23 protein-coding genes and 2 pseudogenes are annotated in these 25,783 nt (G+C 64.8%); 11 read left to right on the top strand and 14 right to left on the bottom strand.

Annotated features, from left to right (window positions below):
- Positions 1 to 17: 17 nt before the first annotated feature.
- The 5 genes from VM621_RS16110 to VM621_RS16090 all read left to right on the top strand — a co-directional run bounded on the left by VM621_RS16110 (position 18) and on the right by VM621_RS16090 (position 6,904).
- Positions 18 to 272 carry an accessory factor UbiK family protein gene (locus VM621_RS16110; RefSeq protein WP_325470122.1) on the top strand — a complete coding sequence of 85 codons (255 nt, stop codon included), beginning with the start codon at positions 18 to 20 and terminating at the stop codon, positions 270 to 272.
- Between the two features lie 173 nt (positions 273 to 445).
- The gene (locus VM621_RS16105) at positions 446 to 1,948 is read left to right on the top strand and encodes a YifB family Mg chelatase-like AAA ATPase (RefSeq protein WP_325469979.1); all 1,503 of its coding nucleotides are present in this window, start codon (positions 446 to 448) and stop codon (positions 1,946 to 1,948) included.
- Positions 1,949 to 2,226: 278 nt separating this feature from the next.
- A complete protein-coding gene (locus tag VM621_RS16100) occupies positions 2,227 to 2,529 on the top strand; it encodes an antibiotic biosynthesis monooxygenase (RefSeq protein ID WP_325469978.1) in 303 nt (100 codons plus the stop codon).
- A gap of 280 nt (positions 2,530 to 2,809) precedes the next feature.
- Positions 2,810 to 4,597 (top strand): sodium:proton antiporter, encoded by a 1,788-nt coding sequence (locus tag VM621_RS16095; protein WP_325469977.1) that lies wholly within the window; start codon positions 2,810 to 2,812, stop codon positions 4,595 to 4,597.
- Positions 4,598 to 4,750: 153 nt separating this feature from the next.
- A complete protein-coding gene (locus tag VM621_RS16090; protein WP_325469976.1) occupies positions 4,751 to 6,904 on the top strand; it encodes a TonB-dependent siderophore receptor in 2,154 nt (717 codons plus the stop codon).
- A 62-nt stretch (positions 6,905 to 6,966) separates the two neighbouring features.
- Here VM621_RS16090 and aceA read toward each other — a convergent pair whose 3' ends face one another.
- Together aceA and aceB are read right to left on the bottom strand one after the other, a co-directional pair.
- Positions 6,967 to 8,256, bottom strand: coding sequence for an isocitrate lyase (aceA, locus tag VM621_RS16085; protein ID WP_325469975.1), 1,290 nt, complete (start codon positions 8,254 to 8,256; stop codon positions 6,967 to 6,969).
- 22 nt (positions 8,257 to 8,278) lie between these two features.
- Positions 8,279 to 9,877 carry a malate synthase A gene (gene aceB, locus VM621_RS16080; RefSeq protein ID WP_325469974.1) on the bottom strand — a complete coding sequence of 533 codons (1,599 nt, stop codon included), beginning with the start codon at positions 9,875 to 9,877 and terminating at the stop codon, positions 8,279 to 8,281.
- A gap of 194 nt (positions 9,878 to 10,071) precedes the next feature.
- Here aceB and VM621_RS16075 point away from each other — a divergent pair, with 194 nt between their 5' ends.
- A complete protein-coding gene (locus VM621_RS16075; protein ID WP_325469973.1) occupies positions 10,072 to 11,046 on the top strand; it encodes a LysR family transcriptional regulator in 975 nt (324 codons plus the stop codon).
- Here the strand turns inward: VM621_RS16075 and VM621_RS16070 are convergent, their stop codons facing one another.
- Positions 11,047 to 11,502, bottom strand: a complete 456-nt coding sequence (locus VM621_RS16070) for a hypothetical protein (RefSeq protein WP_325469972.1) — start codon at positions 11,500 to 11,502, stop codon at positions 11,047 to 11,049.
- A 240-nt stretch (positions 11,503 to 11,742) separates the two neighbouring features.
- Here VM621_RS16070 and VM621_RS16065 point away from each other — a divergent pair, with 240 nt between their 5' ends.
- Entirely contained in the window at positions 11,743 to 12,147 is a 405-nt protein-coding gene (locus VM621_RS16065; protein ID WP_325469971.1) for a hypothetical protein, read from the top strand.
- A 13-nt stretch (positions 12,148 to 12,160) separates the two neighbouring features.
- Here VM621_RS16065 and VM621_RS16060 read toward each other — a convergent pair whose 3' ends face one another.
- The 7 genes from VM621_RS16060 to VM621_RS16030 all read right to left on the bottom strand — a co-directional run bounded on the left by VM621_RS16060 (position 12,161) and on the right by VM621_RS16030 (position 17,032).
- Positions 12,161 to 12,748 carry a 1-acyl-sn-glycerol-3-phosphate acyltransferase gene (locus tag VM621_RS16060; protein WP_325469970.1) on the bottom strand — a complete coding sequence of 196 codons (588 nt, stop codon included), beginning with the start codon at positions 12,746 to 12,748 and terminating at the stop codon, positions 12,161 to 12,163.
- Positions 12,745 to 13,167, bottom strand: a complete 423-nt coding sequence (gene arfB, locus VM621_RS16055) for an alternative ribosome rescue aminoacyl-tRNA hydrolase ArfB (protein ID WP_325469969.1) — start codon at positions 13,165 to 13,167, stop codon at positions 12,745 to 12,747. Before arfB ends, VM621_RS16060 begins: the two co-directional genes overlap by 4 nt.
- A gap of 100 nt (positions 13,168 to 13,267) precedes the next feature.
- Positions 13,268 to 13,999 (bottom strand): pseudouridine synthase, encoded by a 732-nt coding sequence (locus VM621_RS16050; protein WP_325469968.1) that lies wholly within the window; start codon positions 13,997 to 13,999, stop codon positions 13,268 to 13,270.
- A gap of 4 nt (positions 14,000 to 14,003) precedes the next feature.
- Complete coding sequence (ubiB, locus tag VM621_RS16045; RefSeq protein WP_325469967.1) at positions 14,004 to 15,653, bottom strand: ubiquinone biosynthesis regulatory protein kinase UbiB; 1,650 nt, start codon at positions 15,651 to 15,653, stop codon at positions 14,004 to 14,006.
- A complete protein-coding gene (locus tag VM621_RS16040) occupies positions 15,650 to 16,318 on the bottom strand; it encodes a ubiquinone biosynthesis accessory factor UbiJ (RefSeq protein WP_325469966.1) in 669 nt (222 codons plus the stop codon). The genes ubiB and VM621_RS16040 overlap by 4 nt, the downstream gene beginning before the upstream one ends.
- 47 nt (positions 16,319 to 16,365) lie before the next feature.
- Complete coding sequence (locus tag VM621_RS16035) at positions 16,366 to 16,830, bottom strand: tRNA (cytidine(34)-2'-O)-methyltransferase (RefSeq protein ID WP_325469965.1); 465 nt, start codon at positions 16,828 to 16,830, stop codon at positions 16,366 to 16,368.
- A gap of 7 nt (positions 16,831 to 16,837) precedes the next feature.
- Positions 16,838 to 17,032, bottom strand: coding sequence for a hypothetical protein (locus VM621_RS16030; protein WP_325469964.1), 195 nt, complete (start codon positions 17,030 to 17,032; stop codon positions 16,838 to 16,840).
- Between VM621_RS16030 and VM621_RS16025 the strand changes: the two genes are divergently transcribed.
- The 3 genes and pseudogenes from VM621_RS16025 to VM621_RS16015 all read left to right on the top strand — a co-directional run bounded on the left by VM621_RS16025 (position 17,031) and on the right by VM621_RS16015 (position 20,869).
- Entirely contained in the window at positions 17,031 to 17,186 is a 156-nt protein-coding gene (locus VM621_RS16025; RefSeq protein ID WP_325469963.1) for a hypothetical protein, read from the top strand. The genes VM621_RS16030 and VM621_RS16025 overlap by 2 nt on opposite strands.
- A gap of 241 nt (positions 17,187 to 17,427) precedes the next feature.
- A pseudogene (locus VM621_RS16020) lies at positions 17,428 to 20,268 on the top strand (M16 family metallopeptidase); the annotation flags it as partial.
- A 187-nt stretch (positions 20,269 to 20,455) separates the two neighbouring features.
- The gene (locus tag VM621_RS16015) at positions 20,456 to 20,869 is read left to right on the top strand and encodes a DUF4156 domain-containing protein (protein ID WP_325469962.1); all 414 of its coding nucleotides are present in this window, start codon (positions 20,456 to 20,458) and stop codon (positions 20,867 to 20,869) included.
- Between the two features lie 22 nt (positions 20,870 to 20,891).
- On the opposite strand, the gene VM621_RS16010 is transcribed toward VM621_RS16015, so the two are convergent.
- The gene (locus tag VM621_RS16010; protein ID WP_325469961.1) at positions 20,892 to 21,803 is read right to left on the bottom strand and encodes a LysR family transcriptional regulator; all 912 of its coding nucleotides are present in this window, start codon (positions 21,801 to 21,803) and stop codon (positions 20,892 to 20,894) included.
- Between the two features lie 112 nt (positions 21,804 to 21,915).
- Between VM621_RS16010 and VM621_RS16005 the strand changes: the two genes are divergently transcribed.
- Positions 21,916 to 22,656 carry an SDR family oxidoreductase gene (locus VM621_RS16005; protein WP_325469960.1) on the top strand — a complete coding sequence of 247 codons (741 nt, stop codon included), beginning with the start codon at positions 21,916 to 21,918 and terminating at the stop codon, positions 22,654 to 22,656.
- A gap of 15 nt (positions 22,657 to 22,671) precedes the next feature.
- Here VM621_RS16005 and VM621_RS16000 read toward each other — a convergent pair.
- The 3 genes and pseudogenes from VM621_RS16000 to VM621_RS15990 all read right to left on the bottom strand — a co-directional run.
- Positions 22,672 to 23,961 (bottom strand): annotated as a pseudogene (locus tag VM621_RS16000) (dicarboxylate/amino acid:cation symporter); the annotation flags it as partial.
- 315 nt (positions 23,962 to 24,276) lie between these two features.
- On the bottom strand, positions 24,277 to 24,756 hold the full coding sequence (locus tag VM621_RS15995) for a hypothetical protein (protein WP_325469959.1): 480 nt from the start codon (positions 24,754 to 24,756) through the stop codon (positions 24,277 to 24,279).
- Positions 24,757 to 24,776: 20 nt separating this feature from the next.
- Positions 24,777 to 25,781, bottom strand: a complete 1,005-nt coding sequence (locus tag VM621_RS15990; protein WP_325469958.1) for an RHS repeat-associated core domain-containing protein — start codon at positions 25,779 to 25,781, stop codon at positions 24,777 to 24,779.
- Positions 25,782 to 25,783: the final 2 nt, after the last annotated feature.

Genomic DNA, 25,783 nt, shown 5'->3' with positions numbered 1-25,783 from the left:
ACATCGGGGTGCGCAAGATGGATGTGCAGGGTATCGATCAACTCGCACAGCGGTTGGCATCGTTGGTTCCGCCAGGGTTGGCACAGGCACGTGAGGATATACACGCCAACTTCAAAGATATTCTGGCGCAGGGACTACGCCGCCTCGATCTCGTAACTCGAGAAGAATTCGATGTCCAGAGCCAGGTTCTTGCGCGGACGCGCGAACGGCTCGAAGTTTTGGAAAAGCGCATTGCCGACCTGGAAGTCAGCGCTGTGGCTCCTGGCCAATAAGGACGGCCAATCGTCCCGGGACCGCCCCCGATCCGTCACCCTCACCCCGAGAGCGGTCGGGGGCGGTTATTTTCCCAGTCGACGCAAGGAGTGCGTATGCGAGCCCGATCCCTACAGGATCTCGGTAGTTCGCCACCGATTGGGATGCGTAACCGGTTACGATATTCACCGTCATGAGCCTCGCCGTCACCCTATCGCGGGCGCAGGAAGGTGTCACCGCGCCGCAGGTCGTCGTCGAGGTGCATCTGTCCGGCGGACTGCCTTCCACCTCCATCGTTGGCCTGCCCGATTCGGCAGTGCGCGAAGCGCGTGACCGCGTCCGCGTCGCCATCCAGAACACCGCCTTCGAATATCCCAACCGCCGCGTCACCGTGAACCTTGCGCCAGCCGAGCTGCCGAAGGACGGCGGCCGCTTCGACCTCGCCATCGCCCTGGGCATTCTCGCCGCCGGCTCGCAGGTGCCGCGCGAACGCCTCGACGACTGTGAATTCCTCGGCGAGCTGGCCCTGTCCGGCGAACTGCGCGCCGTGCCCGGCATTCTTCCCGCCCTGATCCGCGCCCGCCGTTCCGGCCGGCGTATCGTCGTTCCCCGGGCCAACGCGGCGGAAGCCGCCCTCGTCGGCGAGGCGGACGTCCTGCTTGCCGACAGCCTGGCCGAGGTCTGTGCGTGGCTAGGCGGTCACGCCACCCTGGGCGTGCCGGAAGCCGCCACCGACTTCTACGACCTGCCCACCTGCGGACCGGACATGCGCGACGTGCGCGGCCAGTACCAGGCGCGTCGCGCGATGGAAATCGCCGCGGCGGGCGGTCACCACCTGCTGATGATCGGCCCGCCGGGCACCGGCAAGACCATGCTTGCGGAGCGCCTGCCGGGCATCCTGCCGCCCATGACCGAGTCCGAGGCCCTGGAGAGCTGCGCCATCCGCTCCCTCTCCAGCGAGGCCATCGATCCGGACTGCTGGCGCCGTCGTCCGTTTCGCGCGCCGCATCACACCGCTTCCGGCGTCGCGCTGGTCGGTGGCGGTTCGTCGCCGCGCCCGGGCGAAATCTCGCTGGCGCACAACGGCGTGCTCTTTCTCGACGAGCTTCCCGAGTTCAGTCGCCACGTGCTCGAAGTGCTCCGCGAGCCGCTCGAGTCCGGCCAGATCGTCATCTCGCGCGCCGCGCGGCAATCCACCTTTCCCGCGGAGTTCCAGCTGGTCGCCGCGATGAACCCCTGTCCCTGCGGTTACGCCGGCGACCCGACCCACGATTGCCGCTGCACGCCCGACCAGGTGCAACGCTACCGTGCACGGATCTCCGGGCCGCTGCTCGATCGCATCGATCTCTGTGTCGAAGTTCCGCGCGTACCCATCGCCGACCTCACCGCGCCGCGCGGTCCGCACGACGACGACAGCGCAACCGTCCGTCAGCGCGTCATCAATGCGCGCGAGAAGGCGCTACTGCGTGCCGGCCAGCCAAACGCCGAACTGAGCGTGGTCAACCTCGAGCGCGACTGTGCGCTACCACAGGCAGAGCGTGAATGGCTCGAGAGCGCGGTCGAGAAGCTCGGTGCTTCCGCGCGCGCTTATCACCGCGTGCTACGCGTCGCGCGCACCATCGCCGATCTCGAAGGCGGGGCAGGGTGCGTGGAGCAGCACCATCTTGCCGAGGCGCTGCATTACCGGCGTTTCTGATTAGCGCGTTGGCGCCATTCGCGCGTCGGTGCTTCAGCTGCGTTCTTGTCCGACATTGTCATTTCCCAAAGCCGTTGCGACTTAACCATAGTCGCTGCGACTGATGACCTTGCCCGTTGCGTCATCTGACGGGCAAGGATCTGATCGCAAGGTGGCATAGATCGGGGCACGCACAATGACTGACGATGCGAACGAGGTGCTCAAAGTCCGCCTTGACAGTACCGTGCCGCTCGTCGGCGCAGTATCCGATCGTTCCGCACCCACTATCGGAGATAGCCATGACCACTAAGAGCCTTTACGTCGAACTGCACGCGAAGCCCGGCCGCGAAGAAGACGTCGCCGCCTTCCTCGAAAGTGCCAGGGGTCTTGTCGATGCCGAACCGGGCACCACCGCTTGGTTCGCCGTTCGTTTCGACAAGAGTACGTTCGCGATTTTCGATGCATTCGTCGACGACGCGGGCCGCGACGCCCATCTGAACGGCAAGGTCGCTGCGGCGTTGATGGCTAACGCGAGCGAGTTGCTCGCCAGCGCGCCGCAGATCCGCAAGGCCGACGTGCTGGCCGACAAGCTGCCGGGCTGACTACTCCACGGTCCAGCAATCCCCGGGCCAAGATGGCTCGAAAGAGTTAATACTTATTTCATGTACTGAGTAGTTGACGAATCCCGGAGGCGAGCGGATAATTCTGTACCAGGCGGTTCTCTAATGGGCTGCCCGCCCCGCTCCGGTGCTGGATACCCCTCCCTCCCCCCGCTCCAGCACCGGGGCCCGGCCTTTTCTTCACCTAACGATCCTTAAGCTGTCCCTATCTCGGCCCGCCTCACGGTGTTGGCCGATTTTCTTTTATGGGCCAAGGGATCACATGGGTATCGAACTCGGAATGCTGCTGACCCTGATGCTTGGTATCGGGTTTCTCTGCCAGTGGATCGCCTGGCGGGTACGGCTCCCCGCCATTCTCTTCCTCCTGCTCGCCGGCATCCTCGCCGGCCCTGTGTCCGGGCTGCTCCATCCGGACAAGGTGTTGGGAGACCTGCTCTTTCCTATCGTCTCGCTGGCCGTGGCCGTCATCCTCTTCGAGGGGAGCCTGACGCTGCGCTTCCATGAGCTGAAGGGTATTGGGCATGCGGTGCGCGGGCTGGTGACCTACGGTGCGGTCCTCGCACTGCTGATGCTGGCAGGAGCCGCGCACTGGATCGGCGGATTGAGTTGGGAGCTTTCGTTCCTGTTCGGCGCGCTTACCTGCGTCACGGGTCCCACCGTGATCGCGCCGATGCTACGGACGGTCCGGCCGAACGCCCGCATCGCCAACGTATTGCGCTGGGAGGGTATCGTCATCGATCCGATCGGTGCGCTGTTGGCGGTACTGGTCTATGAAGCGATCGTGTCGCACCGCGAGGGACATTCGATTCAGGTGTTCCTCGGCACCGTGGCCTGCGGCGCGATCGTCGGCGCGATCGCGGCCTTCGTACTGGGCCGGCTGCTGCGTCGGCAGATCATCCCCGAATACCTGCAGAACTACGGCACGCTGGCCGCCGTGCTCGCGGCCTTCAGTGTCTCGAATGCGTTCGCGCACGAATCGGGACTGCTCGCCGTCACCGTGATGGGTATCGCCCTGGGCAACATGCGCGATGTCCACATGGACGACATCATGGACTTCAAGGAGCACCTGACGACGCTGCTGGTCTCGACGTTGTTCATCCTGCTCGCCGCGCGACTGGACTGGCCCCTTCCCGATGGCGCGTTGCTTGCCGGCCTGCTGATCTTCGTCGTGGCGCAGTTGCTTATCCGGCCGCTTTCCGTATTGATCTCGAGTGCGCGAAGTGGATTGTCGTGGCGAGAGCGCGCCTTGATCGCATGGGTTGCCCCGCGCGGTATCGTCGCGGCATCGGTTTCCGCGCTGTTCGCCCTTCGTCTCGAGAAAATCGGCATGTCGGGTGCGGACAAGATGGTGCCGCTCGTCTTCCTCATGATCATCGGCACCGTGGTGTTCCAGAGCGCCACGGCGCGTCCGCTCGCGCGCTGGCTGAAGGTCGCAGAACCGGAACCGCGTGGCGTGCTCATCTACGGTTCCGACGCCGTCGCGCTCGAAGTGGCGGGTTCGCTCGCAGCGATCGACGGCCTTCGCGTGGTCGTGGCCGACGACGACTGGAACGGTATCCGTGTCGCCCGCATGGCGGGGTTGACCACCTTCTTCGGCAATCCGCAGTCGCAGGCCGCGGACCGCAATCTCGACCTGGCGGGCATCGGCCACCTGTTGGCGATGTCTACGCACCGCGAGCTCAATTCGCTGGCCAGCGTTCATTACCGCGAAGAATTCGGGCGCGACAAAGTGTACCGCCTGCGCAACCTCTCACCGGAAGAGAGTCACGGCCGGGCGTCGCTGGCGGGAAGCCTGCTTGCCACCGCGTTGTTCGCCGATGACATGACGCATGCGCGCTTTGCCGAGATGTTGCAGGACGGATGGCGGATCAAGTCGACACGCCTGACCGAGACCTTCGACTGGCCGCACTTCATCGAGCAATACGGCTCGCGCACGGTCCTGCTGTTCGGCGTGGAAGAGAAGGGTACCCTGCGCATCGCCTCCAGTCGCCACGAGCTGGAGCCACGTCCGGGCTGGACCGTCATCGCGCTGGTACCGGCCGAGCACTGACGGGATTCCTTGACGCGACCAGGCCTTCGCCTTGAGAATGCCAGCCGCGCTCGCGTGTCATGCCGCGAGCGCGGTCTCCCTCCGGACCAGCCAGCCACGCTCGCTTTTGCGACCCAGCCAGCAAGCCCTCCGTTTACTTCAAGGAAGCTTGCCGTGCGTCCCATCGATACGCTGTGCTCTCGTACCCTGCCGTTCTGCATCGTCGCGCTGCTAGCCGCGCCGATGGCCCATGCCGCCGATGACGTGTCCGAAAAGGACAAGGAAAAGGTCACCGAGCTGCAGGGGGTCAAGGTCCGTGCGTCCACCGCGACACAGGCCACCGTCGCCACGAAGACCGATGCGCCGCTGATCGAGGTGCCGCAGTCCGTATCGGTGGTGACTCGTGAAGACCTGACGGTGCGCAACGTGCAGAACCTGTCCGACGCGCTGAACTACACGGCGGGCGCGGCGACCAATGCCACGGGCACCGATCAACGCTATGACTGGCCGTACATCCGCGGCTTCGATGCGGGGTCCTTCGGCATCTACCAGGACGGCCTGAGATCCCAGCCCGGTGGCCTCAGCCTCCGTATCGAGCCTTACCTGATCCAATCCGTTGCCGTACTCAAGGGCCCCAGTTCGGTGCTCTACGGGCAGAGCACGCCGGGCGGCCTGATCGATGTCACCAGCAAGATGCCCACCACGGAGTCGCTGCACGAGGTAGGCGTCCAGCTCGGTAACTATGCACAGCGCCAACTGCGCACCGATCACGGTGGCACCCTCGACGAGGCCGGCCACTGGCGCTATCGCCTCACGGCGATCGGCTTCGATGACAATACCCAGATCGACCACACGTATAACCGTCGTCTCGCCATCGCGCCTGCCGTCACGTACGCGCCAGACGATGACACCACCGTCACGCTGCTGACGAACTATCAGCGCGATCTGACCAACAGCCTCTACCCCTTCCTGCCAGCGCAAGGAACCGTGTTGTTCAATCCGAACGGCAAGCTGCCCACGTCGCTCTACACGGGCGACCCCGACTGGGACAGTTATCGCCGGACGCAATCGGCCGTCGGCTACCGGATCGACCACCGCATGGACGACGTATGGAGCTTCCATCTCAACGGTCGCGTCGCGCGGCAGACGACCCGCTGGCGCCAGCTTTATGGCAGCGGTCCCCTGTTTCCGGACAACAGTACGTTCAATCGTTATGCGATGGACAACGATTCGCAGACGAACAGCTATCTCATGGACAATCGCGTGACGGCCGACGTTGCGACCGGTCCGGTGCAGCATGCGCTGCTCATGGGCCTGGATGTTTCCCAGACGCACAGCAGCCAGAGCGAAAGCGACGGCCTGGGAAATCCCTTGAGCGCCTATGCGCCCGAGTACAACTTGCCCATGGCGCCGTTGGGCGCCCCGGGCACCCGCAATCGGCAGAGCCTGAAGCAGACCGGCGTCTATGCACAGGACCAGCTGAAATTCGGCGCCGGCTGGGTGGCGCTACTGGGTGTGCGTCGCGACTGGACGTCGATGGGTGGCCTCGACCAGATCGCGGACACCGCGACCCGGCAGGTCGACAGCAAGACGACCGGTCGCATCGGTCTGGTCTACCAGACGTCGTGGGGCCTTGCGCCTTATCTCAGCTGGTCGACATCGTTCCTGCCCAACAGCGGCTTCGACTACCTGGGCCGTGGCTTCCTGCCGACCACCGGTCGCCAGGTCGAGGCCGGCGTGAAGTACCAGCCAGTGAACGTGGATGCGTTCGTAACGGTATCGGCCTTTGAGATCCATCAGGGCAACGTACTCGTCACCGACGCATCGCATCCCGGCTTCTCGCGCGCCGCAGGCGAAGTGCGTTCGCGGGGCGCCGAGCTGGAAGGTGTGGCCCACCTCGACGAGGGTCTGACGCTGCGCGCTGCGTATACGTACACCGATGCCAAGACGACCAAGTCCAGTGTCGTGACGGACATCGGCAAGCCGCCGGGTACCGTACCGATGCACATGGCGTCGTTGTGGGTCGACTATGCCGTGCGCGAAGGCGTGGCGCGTGGGCTTGGCTTTGGCGGTGGCGTGCGCCGTGTCGGCGAGACTTACGGCGGGACCTATCACCCGGACGTCTCGACCGCGGCGACCCGGGACTTCAACGTGCCGGCGTACACCCTGCTCGATGCCGTCGTTCGCTATGAACTACCGAGCGTGTCGCTGGCCCTCAACGTCAACAATCTGCTCGACAAGCATTTCGTGTCGGTGTGCTACGGCGAGCTGGGTTGCTCATGGGGTAACCGCCGCACGGCGATGGCCAGTGCGACGTATCGCTGGTAAGCCCTGCCGTGGCATCCGGCTGCGACCGCGGGCAGCGGGCGCAGCCGGCCGGACCCTGCCGATCAGGCCGCGGAAGCGGGGTGGAACTGCTCCTCTTCCGTGGAGCCACTCAGCGCCGACAGCGAACTGAACGAGCCCGAGATCACCTGGTTCACCGTATCGAAGTAGCCCGTGCCGACCTCGCGCTGGTGCTTCGCCGCGGTATAGCCGTCTTTTTCCGCGGCGAACTCCGCCTCCTGCAATTCCACGTAGGCCGCCATCTGGCGATCGCGGTAGCCGCGGGCCAGCTGGAACATGGAGTAGTTCAGCGCGTGGAAGCCGGCCAGCGTGATGAACTGGAAGGCATAACCCATCTCGCCCAGTTGCTTCTGGAAGGTGGCGATGGTCTTCTCGTCGAGGTTCTTCTTCCAGTTGAAGCTCGGCGAGCAGTTGTAGGCCAGCTTCTTGCCCGGGTACTTGGCGTGAATCGCCTCGGCGAAGCGACGTGCCTGGTCCATATCGGGCGTGGCGGTCTCGCACCAGATCAGGTCGGCGTAGGGCGCATACGAGAGGCCACGACTGATCGCCTGCTCGATGCCTTGCTTCGACTCGTAAAAGCCTTCCACCGTGCGCTTGCCGGTGAGAAAGGGCTTGTCGTTCTCGTCGATGTCGGTCGTGACCAGGCCGGCACCCATCGCATCCGTACGCGCAACGATCAGTGTCGGCACGCCGGCGACGTCGGCGGCCAGGCGTGCGGCGATCAGCTTCTGCACGGCTTCCTGGGTCGGGACGAGCACCTTGCCGCCCATGTGCCCGCACTTCTTGGCACTGGCCAGCTGGTCTTCGAAGTGCACGCCGGCGGCGCCGGCCTCGATCATGTGGGTCATCAGTTCGTAGGCATTGAGCACGCCGCCAAAGCCCGCTTCGGCGTCGGCCACGATCGGCACCAGCCAGTCGATGTTGTCCTTGCCTTCGGCGTGATGGATCTGGTCCGCGCGGAGCAAGGTCTTGTTGATCTTGCGCACGACGTTGGGCACCGAGTCGACCGGGTACAGCGACTGGTCGGGGTACATGGCGCCGGCGGTATTCGCATCGGCGGCAACCTGCCAGCCCGACAGGTAGATCGCCTGCAGCCCGGCCTTGACCTGCTGCATGGCCTGGTTGCCGGTCAGCGCGCCGAGAGCATTGACGTAGGGCTTGTCGTGGATCGAGCGCCACAGGCGCTCGGCGCCGCGACGGGCGAGCGTATGCTCGACCTGCACCGTGCCGCGAAGACGAATCACGTCCTCGGCGGCATACGGACGCTCGACGCCGTTCCAACGGTCGTTGTTCTTCCAGTCCAGCGTGATCTGTTCGGCGGTATGCGTCTTCATGGTGTGGCTCCTCGGAGGATGCTCAGGACAGGTGTTCGTAGGCGGGCAGGGTGAGGAAGTCGCGCAGTTCATCGGCGTGCGTCAACGCCGAGATCAGTGCCGCCGCCTGGTCGGCGCGCGATGCGCCGGGATGCGAACTCTCCCGCAACCGGTGGCAATGCGTGGCAAGCGCGTGGTCGAACAACGCGAAATCGATGGCGGCGTGATCGCTGAATTCCAGCGGTCCGTGGTGTAGCCATTGCCACAGCTGTGCACGCGCTATCTCGGCGGTGGCGGCGTCTTCCATGAGGTTGTGGATCGGTACGCAGCCGAGCCCATCGAGCCAGGCGGCGGTGTAGCGAAGGCAGACTTCCACGTTGTTGTCGAAGCCTGGTCGGGTGATCGTCCCGATCGCCGGCGCGATGAGCGCATCGCGCGATGCGACGACATCGTCGCGTCGCACGTGTAGCTGGTTCGGCGTGCGCATGTGTTCGTCGAAGATCGCCTGGGCGATCGGCACGAGGGCCGGATGCGCCACCCAGGTGCCGTCGTGTCCGGCGGTCACCTCGCGCAGCTTGTCGGCGCGGACTTTGGCCATGGCTTCTTCGTTCGCTGCTTCGTCGCCCCGAATCGGTATCTGCGCGGCCATGCCGCCCATCGCGAAAGCGCCGCGACGATGGCAGGTGCGGATGAGTAGCTCCGAATAGGCTTTGAGGAACGGTGCCGTCATGCCGACCTGGCCACGCTCGGGCAGCAGGCGATCGGCGTGCGCGCGGAACGTCTTGAGGTAGGAGAAGATGTAATCCCAACGACCGCAGTTGAGGCCGACGACACGAGCGCGCAGCGCGTGCAGGATCTCGTCCATCTGGAACACGGCCGGCAGCGTCTCGATGAGCACGGTCGCCTTCATCGTGCCGTGCGGCAGGCCAAGCACGGTCTCGGCATGCGCCATGACCGATTCCCACAGCGCCGCCTCTTCCATGCTCTGCAACTTGGGCAGGTAGAAATAAGGGCCGCGATCGCGCCCATGCAGCGTCTTGGCGTTGTGGAACGCAAAGAGGCCGAAGTCAACGAGGGCGCCGGCGACCACGTCGCCATCGACTTCGGCGTGCCGCTCCGGCAGATGCCAGCCGCGTGGGCGAACGACGAGAACGGCGGGCCGCTCGCCCACGCGGTAAACCTTGCCCTCGGCGTTGGTGAATTCGATCGTGCCGTCCACGGCGTCGCGCAGATGGCGCTGGCCCTCGATCTGGTTAGCCCAGGTCGGTGCGCTCGAATCCTCGAAGTCGGCCATGAACACCTTCGCGCCGGAGTTGAGCGCGTTGATGATCATCTTTCGTTCGACAGGACCGGTGATCTCGACGCGACGGTCCTTCAGGGCGTCGGGGATGGCCGCCACCGACCAGTCACCTTCACGGATCGCCGTGGTGTCCGTCCTGAAGTCGGGCAGTTCGCCGGCGTCGTAGCGCAACTGGCGGGCGGTGCGCTCGGCGAGGAGGGACAGGCGACGGCTGTCGAACCGGCGGTGGAGGTCGGCCACGAAGGCTACCGCCGCCGGAGTCAGGACGTCCTCGTATGCCTGGCTGCCATCGCCGAAGCGGACGCCGGCCAGGGGGTCGATCACGCTCTTGGGAACTGCCATGGGATCGTGCCTCGGAGTGCGGGTCTGGTGTCCACCCTAGGTCCGGAAGTACGCTTTTGACAAAACAAATGTTTCAAAGCTTTCTATTAACAGCGCTAATGTTAGTTGTAAATCCCTAATCCGATGGACTAAATCCGATGGTCCGCAAGCTGAATTCGACGAAAAAAGCGGTGGCGAAGCGTCCCAAACCGCGTATGGCCGATCGTCCCGCCGATGAGGAAGGGGGGCGGTTCTACTACAAGGGCAATCGACTCAAGCAGTTGCGGGCCTTCGTCTATACGACCCGGCTTGGCACGCTGAGTCGCGCCGCCGAGGCGCTCTTCCTGTCTCAGCCCTCTGTGAGCCTCCAGCTAAAAGCCCTGGAGCGGGAACTGGGGGCGCATCTGCTGGAGCGCACCCGCCGTCGCATCACCCTGACCGATGCAGGCGAGGCCCTGTACGAGTTGGCCCGCCCTTTGGTCGAGGGTTTCGAGAGCCTCGATCGCGAGTTCCAGACCAAGACCAAGGGTGCACAGGCGGGGAAGCTGACGGTTGCCGCCGGCTCGTCGACCATTCAGTACCTGCTGCCGGAGTTGGTCAAGACCTACCGCGAGCGCTTCCCCCATGTGCACCTGGCCTTGTCCAACGTCACCAACCGCGATGGGCTCGCGCTACTGCGTAGCGACGAGGTGGACATCGCCGTCGGCTCGATGATCGACGTGCCTCACGACATCGCCTGGGCGCCTGTGTATCACTACGACCCGATGCTCATCATGCCGCCGGATCATCCGCTGGCATCGAAAACCGACATCCGTCTCGAGGACCTCTCGCCATACGGCCTGATCCTGCCACCGAAGCGGCTCACCACGTATCGTCTCGTCGACATGGTCTTCCAGCAACGGCACGTGCCCTATACGGTCGCGATCGAAGTCGGTGGATGGGATGTGATCAAGCAATACGTGGCCATGGGACTCGGAATATCGATCGTCACCGGCATCTGCATTACGGAGGCGGACCGCGAGCGACTCGTCGTCCGCAACGTGCGGCAGTATTTTCCGCAGCGAAGCTATGGCGTGGTGATGCGCAAGGGCAAGTTCTTGAGTCCGGAGGCGAGGGCGTTCATCGACCTCATCAAGCCCGGGTTACTCACCCACCGCGACTATGACGAGTCGGGACACTCGGAGCGTTGATCAGGCGTAGACATCGACGACCCGGCCATTCAAATAGCCGGTCAGTCGTTCGATGCCTAAGACGGCGTCGATGGCTGTCTCATAGTGGCGTATCGCCAGTGCGTACTTGACGTCATCGACACCGCGGATGGACTCGAGTCCGCTCCACGCTTGCCTGAGTGGGTCGATCAGCCCGGTGTAGTCGACTTGATAGTGGCCGAGCTCCGAGCAGGCCTCATGAGCGAGATAGCCCTCGTGGTGCAGCATGAGAGTGAGCTGGCTGAGTTCCAGAGGGTCGATGGAACGGATATTCACATGACGAAGTCTCTCCTTCGTGGTATCGCTCAGCGTCAGTGCGATCTCGGCGACGCTGCCGCTCGTGATCGCCATATCTCGCAGAACGCAATGACTGGCGCGACGCGTCTGAAGTTGCCATGGATTGCCGGACTGCGGGAAAGCCTTGAGGACGCTCGTCATGTTCACTGTGTGACCTCCCGCGCTCATCAGTCGAACGAGAGTGGCTGAGTGCATCCGCATGTGAAGCCAGCGATGAGCCTTGCGATCGAAAGGGCTGCCCCGATACGGTGTGCGTATCCGATGTCATGGCCCAATCCTTTGGTTCAATCCTACGCGTAGCGGCGAACTCGTCCGGCAGTTGCCCGACGTGGTCGTCACTAACGTGGGCACGCGCAATGACGCGCAATCTCGGGATCAATCATGAACGCCATTTTGAAATGCGCACTTTTTCTCGGAGCGTTCGCATCGCTCGCATTCGGTTCGACAATTCAGGCAGCTTCATCGGCAGGGAAGGCACAACCCACACGAGGTCGCTGCTTCGCGTATCCGAAGGATCAGACGCTGCAGGGGCATCTCCTGCCCGGCCAGGAGTATGAATTCTTCAACTGGACGACGAACTGCACGAGTCCGACCTCCACGTCGGTGACGGGGAGCACATGGATGGAATCGTCGTTGCAGAAACTTGTCGATGGACAATGGCGAACGCTCGCGAGCGGGTCCTATCTTTTCGCCAACATTGGACCTGGTACCTACCGGGTTCTCGTGAAGAACACGTCGCAGGCACGTGTCTTCTACACGATACGCCACGGCCACGCCCTCGGTTGAAGTGTGGCGGGGCTCAAACTCCCCGATGCTTTCCCTGATAACCAGCGAACATGGCGCGAATGCGTGTCATGTCCGCTTCCGTGTCGGTTGTCGCTTCGACCAGTGGGCCGACGGTGAAGGTCTTTGTGGGGTAGTCGATGAAGATGGGAATGATCGGCACGTTGGCTGCGCGGGCAATGCGCAGGAAGCCGGACTTCCACTGCTTCACCGGTTTGCGCGTACCCTCGGGTGCGATGCCCAGCCACATCTTCTCGCGCGTTGCGAATCGTTCGACCATCTGGCCGACGACATCGGTGGCCGCCTTGCGGTCGATCGGCACCATGCCGAGGCGACGCACGACCGGGCCGAACGGTCCGTTCAGGACCTCGCGCTTGATCATCACGCCGAGATCCAGGCCCATTGCGGACTTCATCAGCAGGCCCCACACGCCATCCCAGTAAGACGAATGCGGAGCGCCGATAACGACGGCCTTGGGCAGGTTCGGCAGCTCGCCGACGAGGCGCCAGCCGCTTCGACGAATGGCCCAGCGGCTCAGCCTCATCCACCAGGAGTCCGGCAGCGAGGGGATGTTCCGCGCGAGGTGCTCCGGATACGGGCTCAATCGTTGCTCCAGTCGCGCGAGCGCCCGCGTTTGGTCTGGCCGCGCTGCGTCTTGCCGACAAGACGCCGTTCCTTCGAGGCACGCGTCGGCTTCGTTGCGACGCGCTTCTTCGCGACCACCGTGGCCTCGCGGATCACCTCGACGAGACGGTCGCGCGCGTCTTCGCGGTTACGGCCCTGGTCGCGAAAGCGCCGCGCCTGGATCACCATCACGCCCGCATCGGTCATGCGCCGGTCGCGGCGTGCGAGGAGTCGTTCGCGCACCTCGTCCGGCAAGGACGGCGAGGAGGCAACGTCAAAGCGCAGCTCCACGGCACTCTCGGTCCGGTTGACGTGCTGGCCGCCGGGACCGTCGGCACGCATGAAGCGTTCGATCAGTTCGGCGTCCGGGATCGCGATGTTGGCGGTGACGATAAGCATGGCCGGGGGATTCTAGCAGCGCCATCCTCGGAGACATGGTGCGGCGCGAGAAAGGCGCGGCCGCCTTGACCGTGCATCGGCGTCGCACGGAGCGACCCCGCTAGGTCGCAGTACGCCATGCTTCGATCTGGGCGTCATAAGCTTCCACCCAGGCAAAGCGCTCCAGCAGCTTGAGCCATGTCTCATCCAGCCCCGCATCGATGGCCATCGGCCGGCCGTCCGCGGGATGCTCGAACTCCAGCCGCGCCGCGTGCAGCAGCAGGCGGTGCGATGCGAAGTACTGCTTGAACAGCCGATTGTGATCGCCGCGCCCATGCTGGCTGTCGCCGACGATGGGGTGATGGATGTGCGCGAAGTGTTTGCGGATCTGACGGAAGCGCCCGGTGTGGGGTTCCGCGACGGCGAAGGCGTAGCGCTGCTTGTCATAACGACCGAGTGCGATATCGACTTCCGTCGTACCGAGCCGCTTGTAATCCGTTGTCGCGTCACGTCGCGGGCCGGTGTCGCGCGAGCCCGGCAGGGGGTAGTCGATCGTACCCGCATCGGGATCGGGCCAGCCGCGAACGACGGCGAGGTATCGCTTGCGCACGCTGCGCCCCATGAACTGTTCGCCAAGCTGGCTGGCGGCTTCGGGCGATTTCGCGACCAGCAGTACACCGGATGTGGCGCGGTCCAGGCGGTGGGCGAGGTGCAGCTTTCCCTCGACCTGCTCGCGAAGCAGGTCGATCAGGAAGGCATCGTCCGGTCCGACGAACTTGGATCGGTGCACCGCGAGGTTGGCCGGCTTGTTGACGGCGACGAGGTCGTCGTCCTGATAAAGGATCTCGAGCATGGGCTCAGGCGACGCGACGCGGCCAGCCGGCGGCGAAGGCGAGCACGCCCGCCACCGCGGCGACGATCGCCGGCCACATGCCATGCGCGGCGAGGGTGCCGACCAGGGCCGCGCAGACGAGCAGCGACGCGCCTAGCAGGCAGCAGGCCACGAGGCGGCGCATGCGCCGTGCATCGTCGCGGGCGACCGCGAGCGCGATCGGATCGGCCACCTGGCGCAACTGGCCGCTGCCGACCTGGCGCAGCGCGTCACGCACGAGCTCCGGAACCTGCGGCGCCGTTTGAATCCATTGCGGCAGGCGGCGGCGCACGTCGCGCAGCGTGGCGCGCAAGCTGTAACGCTCGCGGAGAATGCGGCGCAGTACAGGATGTGCGACCGCCCAGATGTCGATCTCGGGGTCGAGCATGCGGCCGACGCCTTCGATGTTCAGCAGGGTTTTCTGCAGGAGGATCAGCTGGGGCTGCAGTGTGAGTTCGAATTTTCGTGCCGTCTGGAACAGCTTCACCACGAGTTCGGCGATGGAGATCTGCGCCAGCGGACGGGTGAAGTAGGGTTCGCAGACCGTGCGCACGGCGGCTTCGAGTTCGTCGAGTCGCACGGTGGAGGGCATCCAGCCCGCGGCGACGTGCAACTGAGCGATACGCGCGTAGTCACGCTCGAACAGCGCAATGAAATTCTCGGCCAGCCAGAACTGATCGGCCTCGGGCAACGAGCCCATGATGCCGAAGTCGAGGGCGATGAAGCGCGGTTCGTCGACGCGTGCGAGATCCACCCAGATGTTTCCGGGATGCGCGTCGGCATGGAAGAAGTTGTCGCGGAACACCTGTTCATAGAAGAGACGCACGCCCTTCTCGGCGAGGTGCTTGCGGTCCAGGCCCGCCGCATCGATCGCGGCGATGTCGTCGGCACTGACGCCGTACACCCGTTCGAGCGTGAGCACGCCTTCGGTGCTCAGGTCCCAGTACACCTCCGGCACGTAGAGGTCGACGCCGCTGGCGAAGTTGCGACGGAGCAGGCTCGCACTGGCGCCTTCGCGCTGCAGGTCGAGTTCGTTCGAGAGCATTTTCTCGACCTCGGCCACCACCTCGAGCGGACGAATCTTGTCGGCGTTCGGATGCCAGCGCTGGGCGAGTTCGCCCAATGTATGCAGGAGGTCGATGTCCCGGGCGATCCGCTTGTCGATGCCGGGGCGCAGCACCTTGACCACGACAGCGCGTCCGTCGTGCAGGGTCGCCGCATGCACCTGGGCGATCGAAGCCGAGGCCAGGGCGGTCTCGTCGAAGCTCGCATACAGCGTCGTCACCGATGCCTTCAGCTCGCGCTCGACGATCGCGCGGGCCTCGGTGCCGGGGAAGGGCGGTACCTGGTCCTGCAGGAGCGCCAGTTCGTCGGCGATATCGGCGGGCACGAGATCGCGCCGCGTCGAAAGAACCTGGCCGGCCTTGACGAAGATCGGTCCGAGGTCGGTCAACGCCAGCCGCAGGCGCGCCCCTCGCGGCAGGGCGCGAACCTCGGCGGGTGCGCTGGGAAACAGCGGACGGACGAGCTTCAGGGGCCGGAACAGGTGCGCCCCGTCGACGAGGTCGTCGAGGTCGTACTTGAGCAGGATCGCGGCAACGCGCATCAGGCGCGGCAACAGACGCAGCGGCGTCATGCGTGACGCCCCTTCAGCGCGCGCTCCAGCCGGGCCAGCCGGGCTTCCGCGCGCTCGGTGCGCTCGCGCACCTCGTCCACGCCATCCAGGAAGGCATCCGCTTCGCCCGGGGCGACGGCGACGCGCCCCTCGTCACGAAGCCAGTCGGCGCCGTCCTCGGTCAGATGCGCCGCCGTCTGGCGGGCATGAGCGAGGCCGTCGCGCAGCGCCTTGGCCAGTGGCACGCCGATGGTGTCGCCGAAGGTTTTCGCGAAAGCCTCTTCCACGTCCGGTGCGTATTGGCGCGTGAGCTTCTCCAGACGCCGGGCGAGTTCGGCGTCGCCGGCGATGTCCACCTTGCCTGGCGCCACACCGTCGTCGTCGCGGCGCATGGCCATGGCCAGCAGGCTTGCCGGCGATGCCGTGACGCGCAGGCTGCCGCCCTCTTCCGGCGGGCCGACGCGAAGCCGCCCCTTCTCCACCGAGATGCGCAGGGCGAGATCGGGGCCGCTCAGGTGCACCTGCACACTGCGGCCATCGAGCACGTCCAGGCGGGACCGGGTGTCGGGATCCAGGTCGACGGCACGGTTGAGCGCCGCTTCCATGGCGCGTCCGGCAAGGACGCGAAGCGGGCGGGGCAGGAATCGATTGGGGCCGTTGTCAGCCGAGGGACGATCGGAAGTCATGCCGCGATTGTAGCCCGCCGGCCGGGCCGGGGCGGCATCCGAGCGGTTCACGTCGCGCCGTCGAAGCCCGATTGTCGCCACACCTCGAACACGGCCACGGCAACGGCGTTGGACAAGTTCAGGCTGCGGTTGCCCGGCCGCATGGGCAGGCGGACACGATGGTCTTCGGCGATCGCGTCGAGGACATCGTCGGGCAGGCCCGCAGTCTCGCAGCCGAAAAGGAGCGCATCGCCCTCGGCGAACGAGACTTCGGTATGCAGACGCCGGCCTCGGGTCGAAAAGGCGAAGACGCGCGGATGGCCGATCGCGGCAAGGCAGGCGCTCAGGTCGTCGTGGACGGCGACGCTGGCGAACTCGTGGTAATCCAGGCCGGCGCGGCGGAGACGGGCGTCGTCCAGCTCGAAGCCGAGCGGTCGCACCAGATGCAGCGTCGCGCCCGTATTGGCGCAGAGGCGGATCACGTTGCCCGTGTTGGGCGGTATCTTGGGACGGAAGAGGATGACATGGGGCATGCCCCCATTATGAAGCGATGCGCGGGCAGACGATGCCATCCGGCGGTACGCCGCAGCCATTGACGACGGCACCGGCCGCCGTGCCCACCGCGGCCAGCTGGATGGGGCTACCGCTATAGGTCAGCATGTTGCCGAAGATCAGGCCGCAGACGACGAGCGAGGCGACCAGGAGACTGCGGAGCATCAGGAGTTCGTGGTTCATGGCGTGGGTTCCGTGGTTCATGGGTAAGCAGGAGGCGGGTGGTCAGAACATCTGGCCGAGGGTCATGCCGCAGATCAGCATCGAGGTCACGAGCAGGCCGCGCAGCATCAGCATTTCGTACTTCATGGCGTTCTCCGATTCGATTGCCGGGTAAGAAGGCCTCCCGGCTTGGCAGGACTAGTAACGCAAACGCCGTGCCAGCTTTTAATGGCATGCAATCAGCTGATTCGCATGAGGTTTGTCAGGTGGCTGTCGGGTACGTGGCTGTCCGCGGACAGTGACCACGCGTAAGCGGACACCGTCCGGCCCCTGCATGACGGCTGATTGCGTCCGATGGACCGCGCGGGCTAGCCTCGGTGGGATCGGGCCATCGAGGCCCAAACCAGAGAGCCGCCATGAAGCTTCGATTCGCCCTGCTCGCTGCGGGGCTGATGTCCCTGGTCGGAGCCGCCGGAGCGGCCACCCCGTCCGCCGATGCCATTCCGGACATCCCCTTCACGCGGTTCCAGCTTCCCAATGGCCTGACCGTCGTCGTCCATGAGGACCACAAGGCGCCCGTCGTCGCCGTCAGCATCTGGTATCACGTCGGCTCGGCCGACGAGCCGGCCGGCAAGACCGGCTTCGCGCATCTCTTCGAGCACCTCATGTTCTCGGGCTCGGAGAACCGCAAGGGCACCTACTTCCAGCCGTTCGAACTGGCCGGTGCCACCGACATGAACGGCACCACATGGTTCGACCGGACCAACTATTTCGAGACGGTGCCGACCACGGCGCTGGACATGGCCCTGTGGATGGAATCCGATCGCATGGGTCACCTCCTGGGCGCCATCGGGCAGAAAGAGCTCGACACGCAGCGTGGCGTCGTCCAGAACGAAAAGCGTCAGGACGAAAATCGCCCCTATGGCCGCGTCGACGAAAATATCCTGGTCAACACGTACCCGGCCAATCATCCGTATCACCACGACACCATCGGTTCGATGGACGACCTGGACGCGGCGTCGCTCGCCGACGTGAAGCATTGGTTCAACAGCTATTACGGCGCAGCGAACACCACCCTGGTGCTCGCCGGCGACATCACGGTGGCCCAGGCCAAGGCCAAGGCCGCGAAATACTTCGGCGATATTCCCGCTGGTCCGCCCGTGCCGCGTCAGCAGCCGTGGATCACGCCTGTCGCGACCTCCACGCGTGGCACGCAGCACGACCAGGTCGCGCAGACGCGCATCGTACGCACCTGGGTCGTGCCGCAGCTGGGCAGCGACGACGCCATCCAGCTCGACCTCGCGACCACGGTACTCGGTGGCGGCAAGACATCGCGTCTCTACCAGCGCCTCGTCTACCAGGACAAGCTCGCCGACGACGTGAGCCTCGGTATCGCGCCGTTCGCGCTGGCCAGCCAGGTCCAGCTCAGCGTCGACGTCAAGAACGGCGTCGATCCGGCGAAGGTCGAAGCCGCCATCGCCGATGTCTGGAAAGACTACATGGCGACCGGCCCGACGGAAGACGAGCTGGCACGTGCCAAGGTCAGCAATCGTGCCGGCTTTGTCCGCGGGCTGGAAAAGGTCGGCGGTACCGGCGGCAAGGCCGTGATCCTCGCCGAGGGTCAGGTCTATCGCAACGATCCGGAGGCCTACAAAAAGGACCTCGAGCGCGCGCAGAACGCCAGCATCGCTTCGGTGCTCGCGTCGTCGAAGACCTGGCTGGCCAAGGGCGACTACACGCTCACCGTGCTCCCGGCCGCACCGGGTTTCGACCCCACGGCCGAGGACAAGGCCGTGGTTGGATTGAAGGAAGCCGCCGGTCGTCCGGCCGCCGTATTGCCGGCCGCGAAGACCTACACCGTGGCCAAGTCGGACGTGGATCGCAGCACGGGTGTGCCCTCGGTCGACAGCTTCCCCGACCTGTCCTTCCCGAAGCTCCAGCGTGGCACGTTGAAGAACGGTATCGAAGTCGTCCTGGCCGAGCGTCACACCGTGCCGGTCACCCAGATCAGCCTGCTTTTCAACGCCGGCTACGCCGCGGACCAGGGTCGCAAGCTGGGCACCGCCAGCTTCACCTCGGCACTGCTCGACGAAAGTACGAAAACGCTGGACTCGGTCGAAGTCGCCCGTCGCAAGGAGCGCCTTGGCGCGATCATCGGCTCGGGCTGCTCGCTCGATACCTGCTCGGTCGGCCTCAACGCGCTGAACTCCGAACTGGCGCCGTCGCTGACCCTGTTCGCGGACATCGTCCGCAACCCCGCTTTCAAGTCGGATGACATCGAGCGGGTGCGTGGCCAGTGGATGGCCGGCATCGCCCAGGAGAAAACCGAGCCGACCGGCCTCGCCCTGCGCAGCTTGCCGCCCCTGCTGTACGGCAAGGATCACGCGTACGGCATTCCGTTCACCGGAAGCGGCACCGAGAAGGCGATCGCTTCGCTTACGGCGGCCGACCTCGCCACCTTCCAGAACGACTTCCTGCGCCCGGACAATGTCCGCATCCTCGTCGCGGGCGACACCACGCTGGCGCAGATCCTGCCGCAACTGGATGCCGCGTTTGGCAACTGGGCCGCGCCTGCGTCCGCCGTGCCGAAGAAGAACATCGGCCAGGTGGCCGAACAGCCCAAGCCGCGCGTTTTCCTGATCAACCGCACCGACGCGTCGCAGTCGCTGATCCTGGCCGGACTGCTCGCGCCGTCGACCAAGGCAAAGAACGCCCTGGATCTCGGCATCGCCAACGGTGCCTTCGGCGGCACGTTCACCTCGCGCCTCAACATGAACCTGCGCGAGGAAAAGCGTTGGGCCTACGGTGCGGGCAGCATGCTGTCCGATGCCCAGGGGCAGCGGCCCATGTTGTTCTATGCGCCGGTGCAGACCGATAAGACGGCCGATTCCGCTGCGGAAATCCTCAAGGAAGCGCGTGCGGTGATCGGGCCGAAGCCACTGAGCGACGACGAGATCGCCAAGATCCGTGCGCAGAAGATCCGCGCATTGCCGGGCAGTTTCGAAACCACCTCCGCTGTGCTCGGTGCGATGACGGGTATCGTCATTTACGACCGCCCGGACGACTACGTGCAGACGCTCAAGGGCCGCATCGAAGGCGTCGACCGCAAGGCCGCGGAAGACGCGCTGACCGCCGTGATCCATCCGGATGCGCTGACCTGGGTCATCGTCGGCGATCTCCGCAAGATCGAGGCGCCCGTGCGCGCCCTGAACCTTGGCGAGGTGCATGTGATCGATGCCGACGGCAACCCGGCGAAGGATGTTCCGCACGCGAAACCCGGCAAGGCGACGAAGTCGACCAAGCCGACCAAGCCGACCAAGCCCGCCCAGGATGGCGCCGCTCCCGCTCCCGGCAAGTGACCCAGGTGAGGGCGCGCTCGAAGAAGATCGCGCCCTCACGGTAGTCCGGCTAGCATAAGCATCGATCGAACCCCTGGAGTTCCACATGCGCAAGGCTCTCGTCCTCCTCGTTCCCCTCGCCCTCTCCGCCTGCACGTGGGGCATCAAGCTCGACGACGGTGCGCGAAACGTTCGTACCGCCTGGAACGGCGACGTCTCCAGTTGCAAGGAGCAGGGCAAGGTCACGGTCTCCGTCATGAACCGTGTCGGCCCGGTGGATCGCAACGACCTGAAGGTTCGCGACGAACTGGAAGTGCTCGCGCGCAACGAGGCGGCCAAGATGGGTGCCGACACGGTGAAGCCGCTGGCCGATCCGAGCGAAGGCTCGCAGCCCTGGGGTGCTTACACGTGCGGCAGCCGTAACGTCGGTCCTGCGCGTAGCGCGCCGCCGCCGCCGGCTGCTCAGGGCGACAGCACGCCCAAGGCCGGTTTTGAAACGGTTCCCCTGAAGAACAACTGACACCGCCTGGGCGTCATTTCGCTCAGAGCGCCGTGACGCCGTCGCGCGCCCGCGCGGCGAAGGTTGCCGCGACCCAGTCAATGAAGACGCGGACGCGTGGCGATAGCTGCCGATTGTGCGGATAAAGCAACGATACCGGTGAGGGCGTCGGCGGGTAATCGGGCAATACCGAGACCAGCCGGCCCGTGGCGAGGTCGTCCACCAGGTGATAGCGCGGCACCTGGATCAGGCCCAGGCCCATTCGGGCGAGATCGATATTCGTGTCGGCACCGGTCACCGTCACGACGGACGGCAGGCTGACCAGCCGAACTTCCCCATCCTGGACGAATTCCAGCGGCAGCGTGCTTCCCGTCGCCGTCGAGAGAAACCCGATCGCAAGGTGCCCATCGAGGTCGTCCGGTGTCTTCGGCGTGCCGTGGCGTTCCAGGTAGGCCGGGCTGGCGCAGGTGATTTCCTCGAGCATGGCGATGCGCCGGCCCACCATGCCACTGTCCGCGAGGTCGCCGACGCGGAGCACGCAATCGACTCCCTCCCGCACCAGATCCACCCAGCGATCGCCTTCGCCCAACTGTATGCGCAGCCCTGGATAGCTCGCGAGGAACTCGGGCAGGGCAGGCAGCACGAAGGTACGGGAGAGCGTGCCGTGCATGTCCACGCGCAGAAGTCCGGTCGGTCGCGCGTCGAGGAAGGCGCTTTCGGCATCTTCCACCTCGGCAAGGATCGCCACGCAACGCCGGTGGTACGCCTCGCCGTCCAGCGTGGGACTGACCTGGCGGGTGGTGCGCTGGAGCAGCCGCACGCCGAGCCGGGTTTCCAGGCGCTTGATCGCCTGGGTCACGGTCGACCGGGGCAGCTCCAGATCCGCCGCGGCCAGGGTGAAGCTGCGCCGCTCCACGATGCGGACGAAGAGACGCATGGTGTCGAACCGGTCCACGGCGTTGTTCCGACAGGTGGAATAGTGAAGTCATATCGTGCGGGATTATCCGGGCGCCGACAACGTCCATCCTTCTCCCGTCCGGCAATGTCGCCGGTAGCGGAGAACCGACATGAACCAGAACAGCCAGAAGGTCGCCATCGTCACCGGAGCCTCGCGCGGTATCGGCGCCGCCGTGGCCAGGCGCCTTGCCCGCGACGGCCTCACCGTCGTCGTCAATTACGCCGGGGGCGCCAAGACGGCCGACGAGGTGGTCGGCGAGATCGAAGCGGCCGGCGGTACCGCGATCAGCGCGCAGGCCGACGTGTCGAAGTCGGCGGACGTGCGTCGCCTGTTCGACACGGCGCACGATCTCTACGGCGGGGTCGACGTGCTCGTGAACAATGCCGGCGTCATGGCGCTCGCCCATGTCGCCGACTTCAAGGACGCGGACTTCGATCGTCTGTTCGCAGTCAACGTGAAGGGCAGCTACAACACGATGCGCGAGGCGGCGACCCGTATTCGCGAGGGCGGTCGCATCGTCAACGTCTCGTCCAGCGTCGTCGGCCTTCTGCAGCCCGGCTATGCCGCCTACGCGGCGACGAAGGCAGCCATCGAAGCGACGACCATGGTGCTGGCTCGTGAGCTGCGGGGGCGCCAGGTGACCGTCAACGCGATCGCCCCGGGTCCGACCGCGACCGACCTCTTCCTCGACGGCAAGTCTGCGGACCTCGTCGACCGCCTCGCGAAACTGGCGCCGCTGGAGCGCCTGGGCACGCCGGACGACATCGCCGCGGCCGTGGCCTTCCTGGCCGGCGCCGATGGCGGCTGGATCAACGGTCAGGTGCTCCGTGCCAACGGCGGCATTATCTGACGCCTGCGCCCAGCGTCACGGTTGCTTCAGCGCCGCAGCGCCGGTGCGTGCGACCGGTGCGGCACGAGCCGAGAGGGCGTCGTCGAGGGCGTCCGCGTCCAGCGCACCTTCCCAGCGCGCGACGACGATCGTGGCGACGGCGTTGCCGACGAAATTGGTCAGCGAGCGACACTCGCTCATGAAGCGGTCGACGCCAAGGATCAGCGCCATGCCGGCCACGGGCAGCGACGGAACGACCGAGAGCGTGGCCGCGAGGGTGACGAAACCCGCGCCGGTTACGCCGGCCGCGCCCTTGGAGCTGACCATCGCGACCAGCAACAGCGCGATCTGCTCGCCCAGCGTCAATGGCGTATTCGTCGCCTGCGCGATGAACAGCGCAGCCAGCGTCATGTAGATGTTGGTGCCGTCGAGGTTGAACGAATAACCGGTGGGAACAACCAGGCCGACCACAGATTTTTCGCAGCCGGCGCGCTCCATCTTCTCCATCAACGACGGCAGCGCGGCCTCGGACGACGACGTGCCCAGCACCAGCAGGAGTTCGGCTTTCAGGTAACGCAGCAGGCGGAAGATGGAGAAGCCGTTCATCCGCGCAACGCTACCGAGCACGACGACGACGAACAGGATCGCGGTGCCGTAGAACGTCGCAACGAGGAAGAGCAGGTTCGTGAGCGAGCCGATGCCGTAGCGGCCGATGGTGAAGGCGATGGCTCCGAACGCGCCGATCGGCGCGGCCTTCATCAATAGGTGCACCAGCTTGAACACGGGCGCCGTCATCGCTTCGAAGAAATCGACGACCGGCCTTGCGCGTTCGCCGGCAAGGCTCAGGGATACGCCGAAGAGCACCGCGAACAACAGGACCTGCAGGATGTTGCCGGAAGTGAACGCGCCGACGACGGTGTCGGGAATGATGTCCAGCAAGAAGCCGGTGAGCGAGATATCGTGCGCCTTCGAGGTGTAGGTCGAGATTTCCTTCGTGGACAACGTCGCCGGATCGATGTTCAGCCCGGCTCCCGGCTGCACGAGGTTGGCGACCACCATCCCGACGATGAGCGCGAGCGTGGAGAACACGAGGAAATAGATCATCGCCTTCAGGACCACGCGGCCAACGGCGTTGAGGTGCGGCATGCCGGCGATGCCGGTCACCACGGTGAGGAAAATCACCGGCGCGATGATCATCTTCACCAGCTTGATGAAGGCATCGCCCAGCGGCTTCAGCGATTCGGCGAATGCCGGCAGGAAGTGACCGAGCAGTGCGCCCAGGGCGATGGCCACCAGCACCTGCACATAGGTCTGCTGGTAGAACGGCCGACGGCGAACGTCGCAATGCCCACAGGAAGGGCGGCTAGGAGCTGGGCGAGGAGTCGTGTTCCGACAGCGATCTCCTGAGCTGTCGGACCGCGGTTCGAGAACGGACCTTCGCGGGATGGGTGCCACGGCACTGTATTCCAAAGCAGCGTGCGCTCAGCGAGTCCGTGCTCATGCAACGCCTGCCAAACGATAGTCGCTGTCGGTTCTTTGAGGGGCGTTGGTCGATCCGTTAATCGCAATCCCGCGAAACTGACCCGGGGGATGCGGCCTGAGCAGATGAGAAACTCCGATGCTTCTGCCGCGGGCTTCGCTCTACTTCTTACGAGCGTCGTATGGCATCGGAAGCGAATACCCCCAAGGCTCATTCCCCTTGACACCCGCCGCCGTCAGCTCGGTGATATAGCCTCCTGTCCGTAGGCCACCTTGAGCTGAAACGTCAAGGGCCGTAGCGTGATACCGCCCCAGGATTCGGACGTACTGATGATCCGCAGAGGAAAGTACCTGAGCCAGCGGACCTGGCTTCGGCACCTGGATGCCTACGGCGTCCGCAGCATCCGATACAAGAAAGGCGTCGCGCGACGCGAACAGCATGGGGCGATCTGAATACGCATAAAACCCCGTGACCGCCACTATCTTGCCGTCAAATTCTTCACCACGGGCAATCAGTGTCGACAACGACACGGCGCACGTGTCTTCGGCATCGCTTCCTCGGTGAAAGCAGGCCTTGTCCGGACCAAGCGCGGCTGCTGTCAGCGGCAGCATAGCGAGTAGCAAGATCACGAGCCGTTTCATTCAAAGCACCTCAAACATGGCTAATGGGCGGGCCGGATAGTCGTGACACTATCACCTAACGTCTCTGCACCGGAACGATCGATGCGATTCTTCACCGAGGCATAGTTCCAGCCATAGATAGCACCGTTGGGAAGCGCCACATACCCGTTGGTATGCTGGTTAAAGTATCGCTGGAGGTCGCCGTGGCCGTTGGTTCCGGCCACGATCGCGTCGTCTCTCATCGGCGCCCCCATTGCCGTCATGCCCGAGAAGCCATTGTTGTCCGGATGCGTGTGGATCTCACCCAGCTTTCCAGCTGGATTCGAATAGCGAAGAAATGAGAAGTCGATCTGATTCCTATCGCCCGAGCTATACGCCGCAGACGTGAGGTATCCAAGCCCCGAGCGGAAAAGAACATCCGCTCCGACCTCCACCTGAAGCCGCGTGGCAATCGGAACGACTACGTCCGACCATGCGCTCAAGAGAGACGGTACATTGCCATATCCGGTACCAGCGACGCCTGCCGACTGGAGCGCCGAGTTGGCAAGGTTTGATGCTCGGATACCTTTCTGCGCCCTCGCGGTGTCGCCCGCACCCAACTGTTCGCAGTGATACACCTCGCAGTTAATTTCGTCAGCGCTCATCCCTTCAGCGAAGAGCCCTGTCGGATCCACCAGAGACGTCGGATTGTTGGAAACATAGCTGAACCGATTGAACGTAAATCCCGACCCCGCAGCCAGATCCAGGGGATCGGGACTAATGAATCTGGCGACGTCCGGGTCGTAGTACCGAGCTTGCATGTAGATCATGCTCGAATCTGCGTCACTTACGTGACCCGTGTATGAAGGGCCATCGCCGGAACTACCGAGCGCGGGCGCACCGAATGGACGGAACTCCGTCGATGAAAGGACATTGCCCTGCGCATCCGTGGTCGCCAGCGTCGAGCCCTGCGGATCAGTGTAGTAATAGGTGGCCGTTTTCGCGTCGATGGCCTGCGGCGCGATGAGGATCGCAAGCACGATAGCGGTAGTTCGTCTGATATTCATGC

The organism is Luteibacter sp., from assembly GCF_035539195.1.
In the GTDB taxonomy this organism is placed as follows: Bacteria; Pseudomonadota; Gammaproteobacteria; order Xanthomonadales; family Rhodanobacteraceae; genus Luteibacter.
The sequence above is the reverse complement of the archived record's forward strand: the minus strand, read 5'-3'. Positions and strand labels throughout refer to the sequence as shown.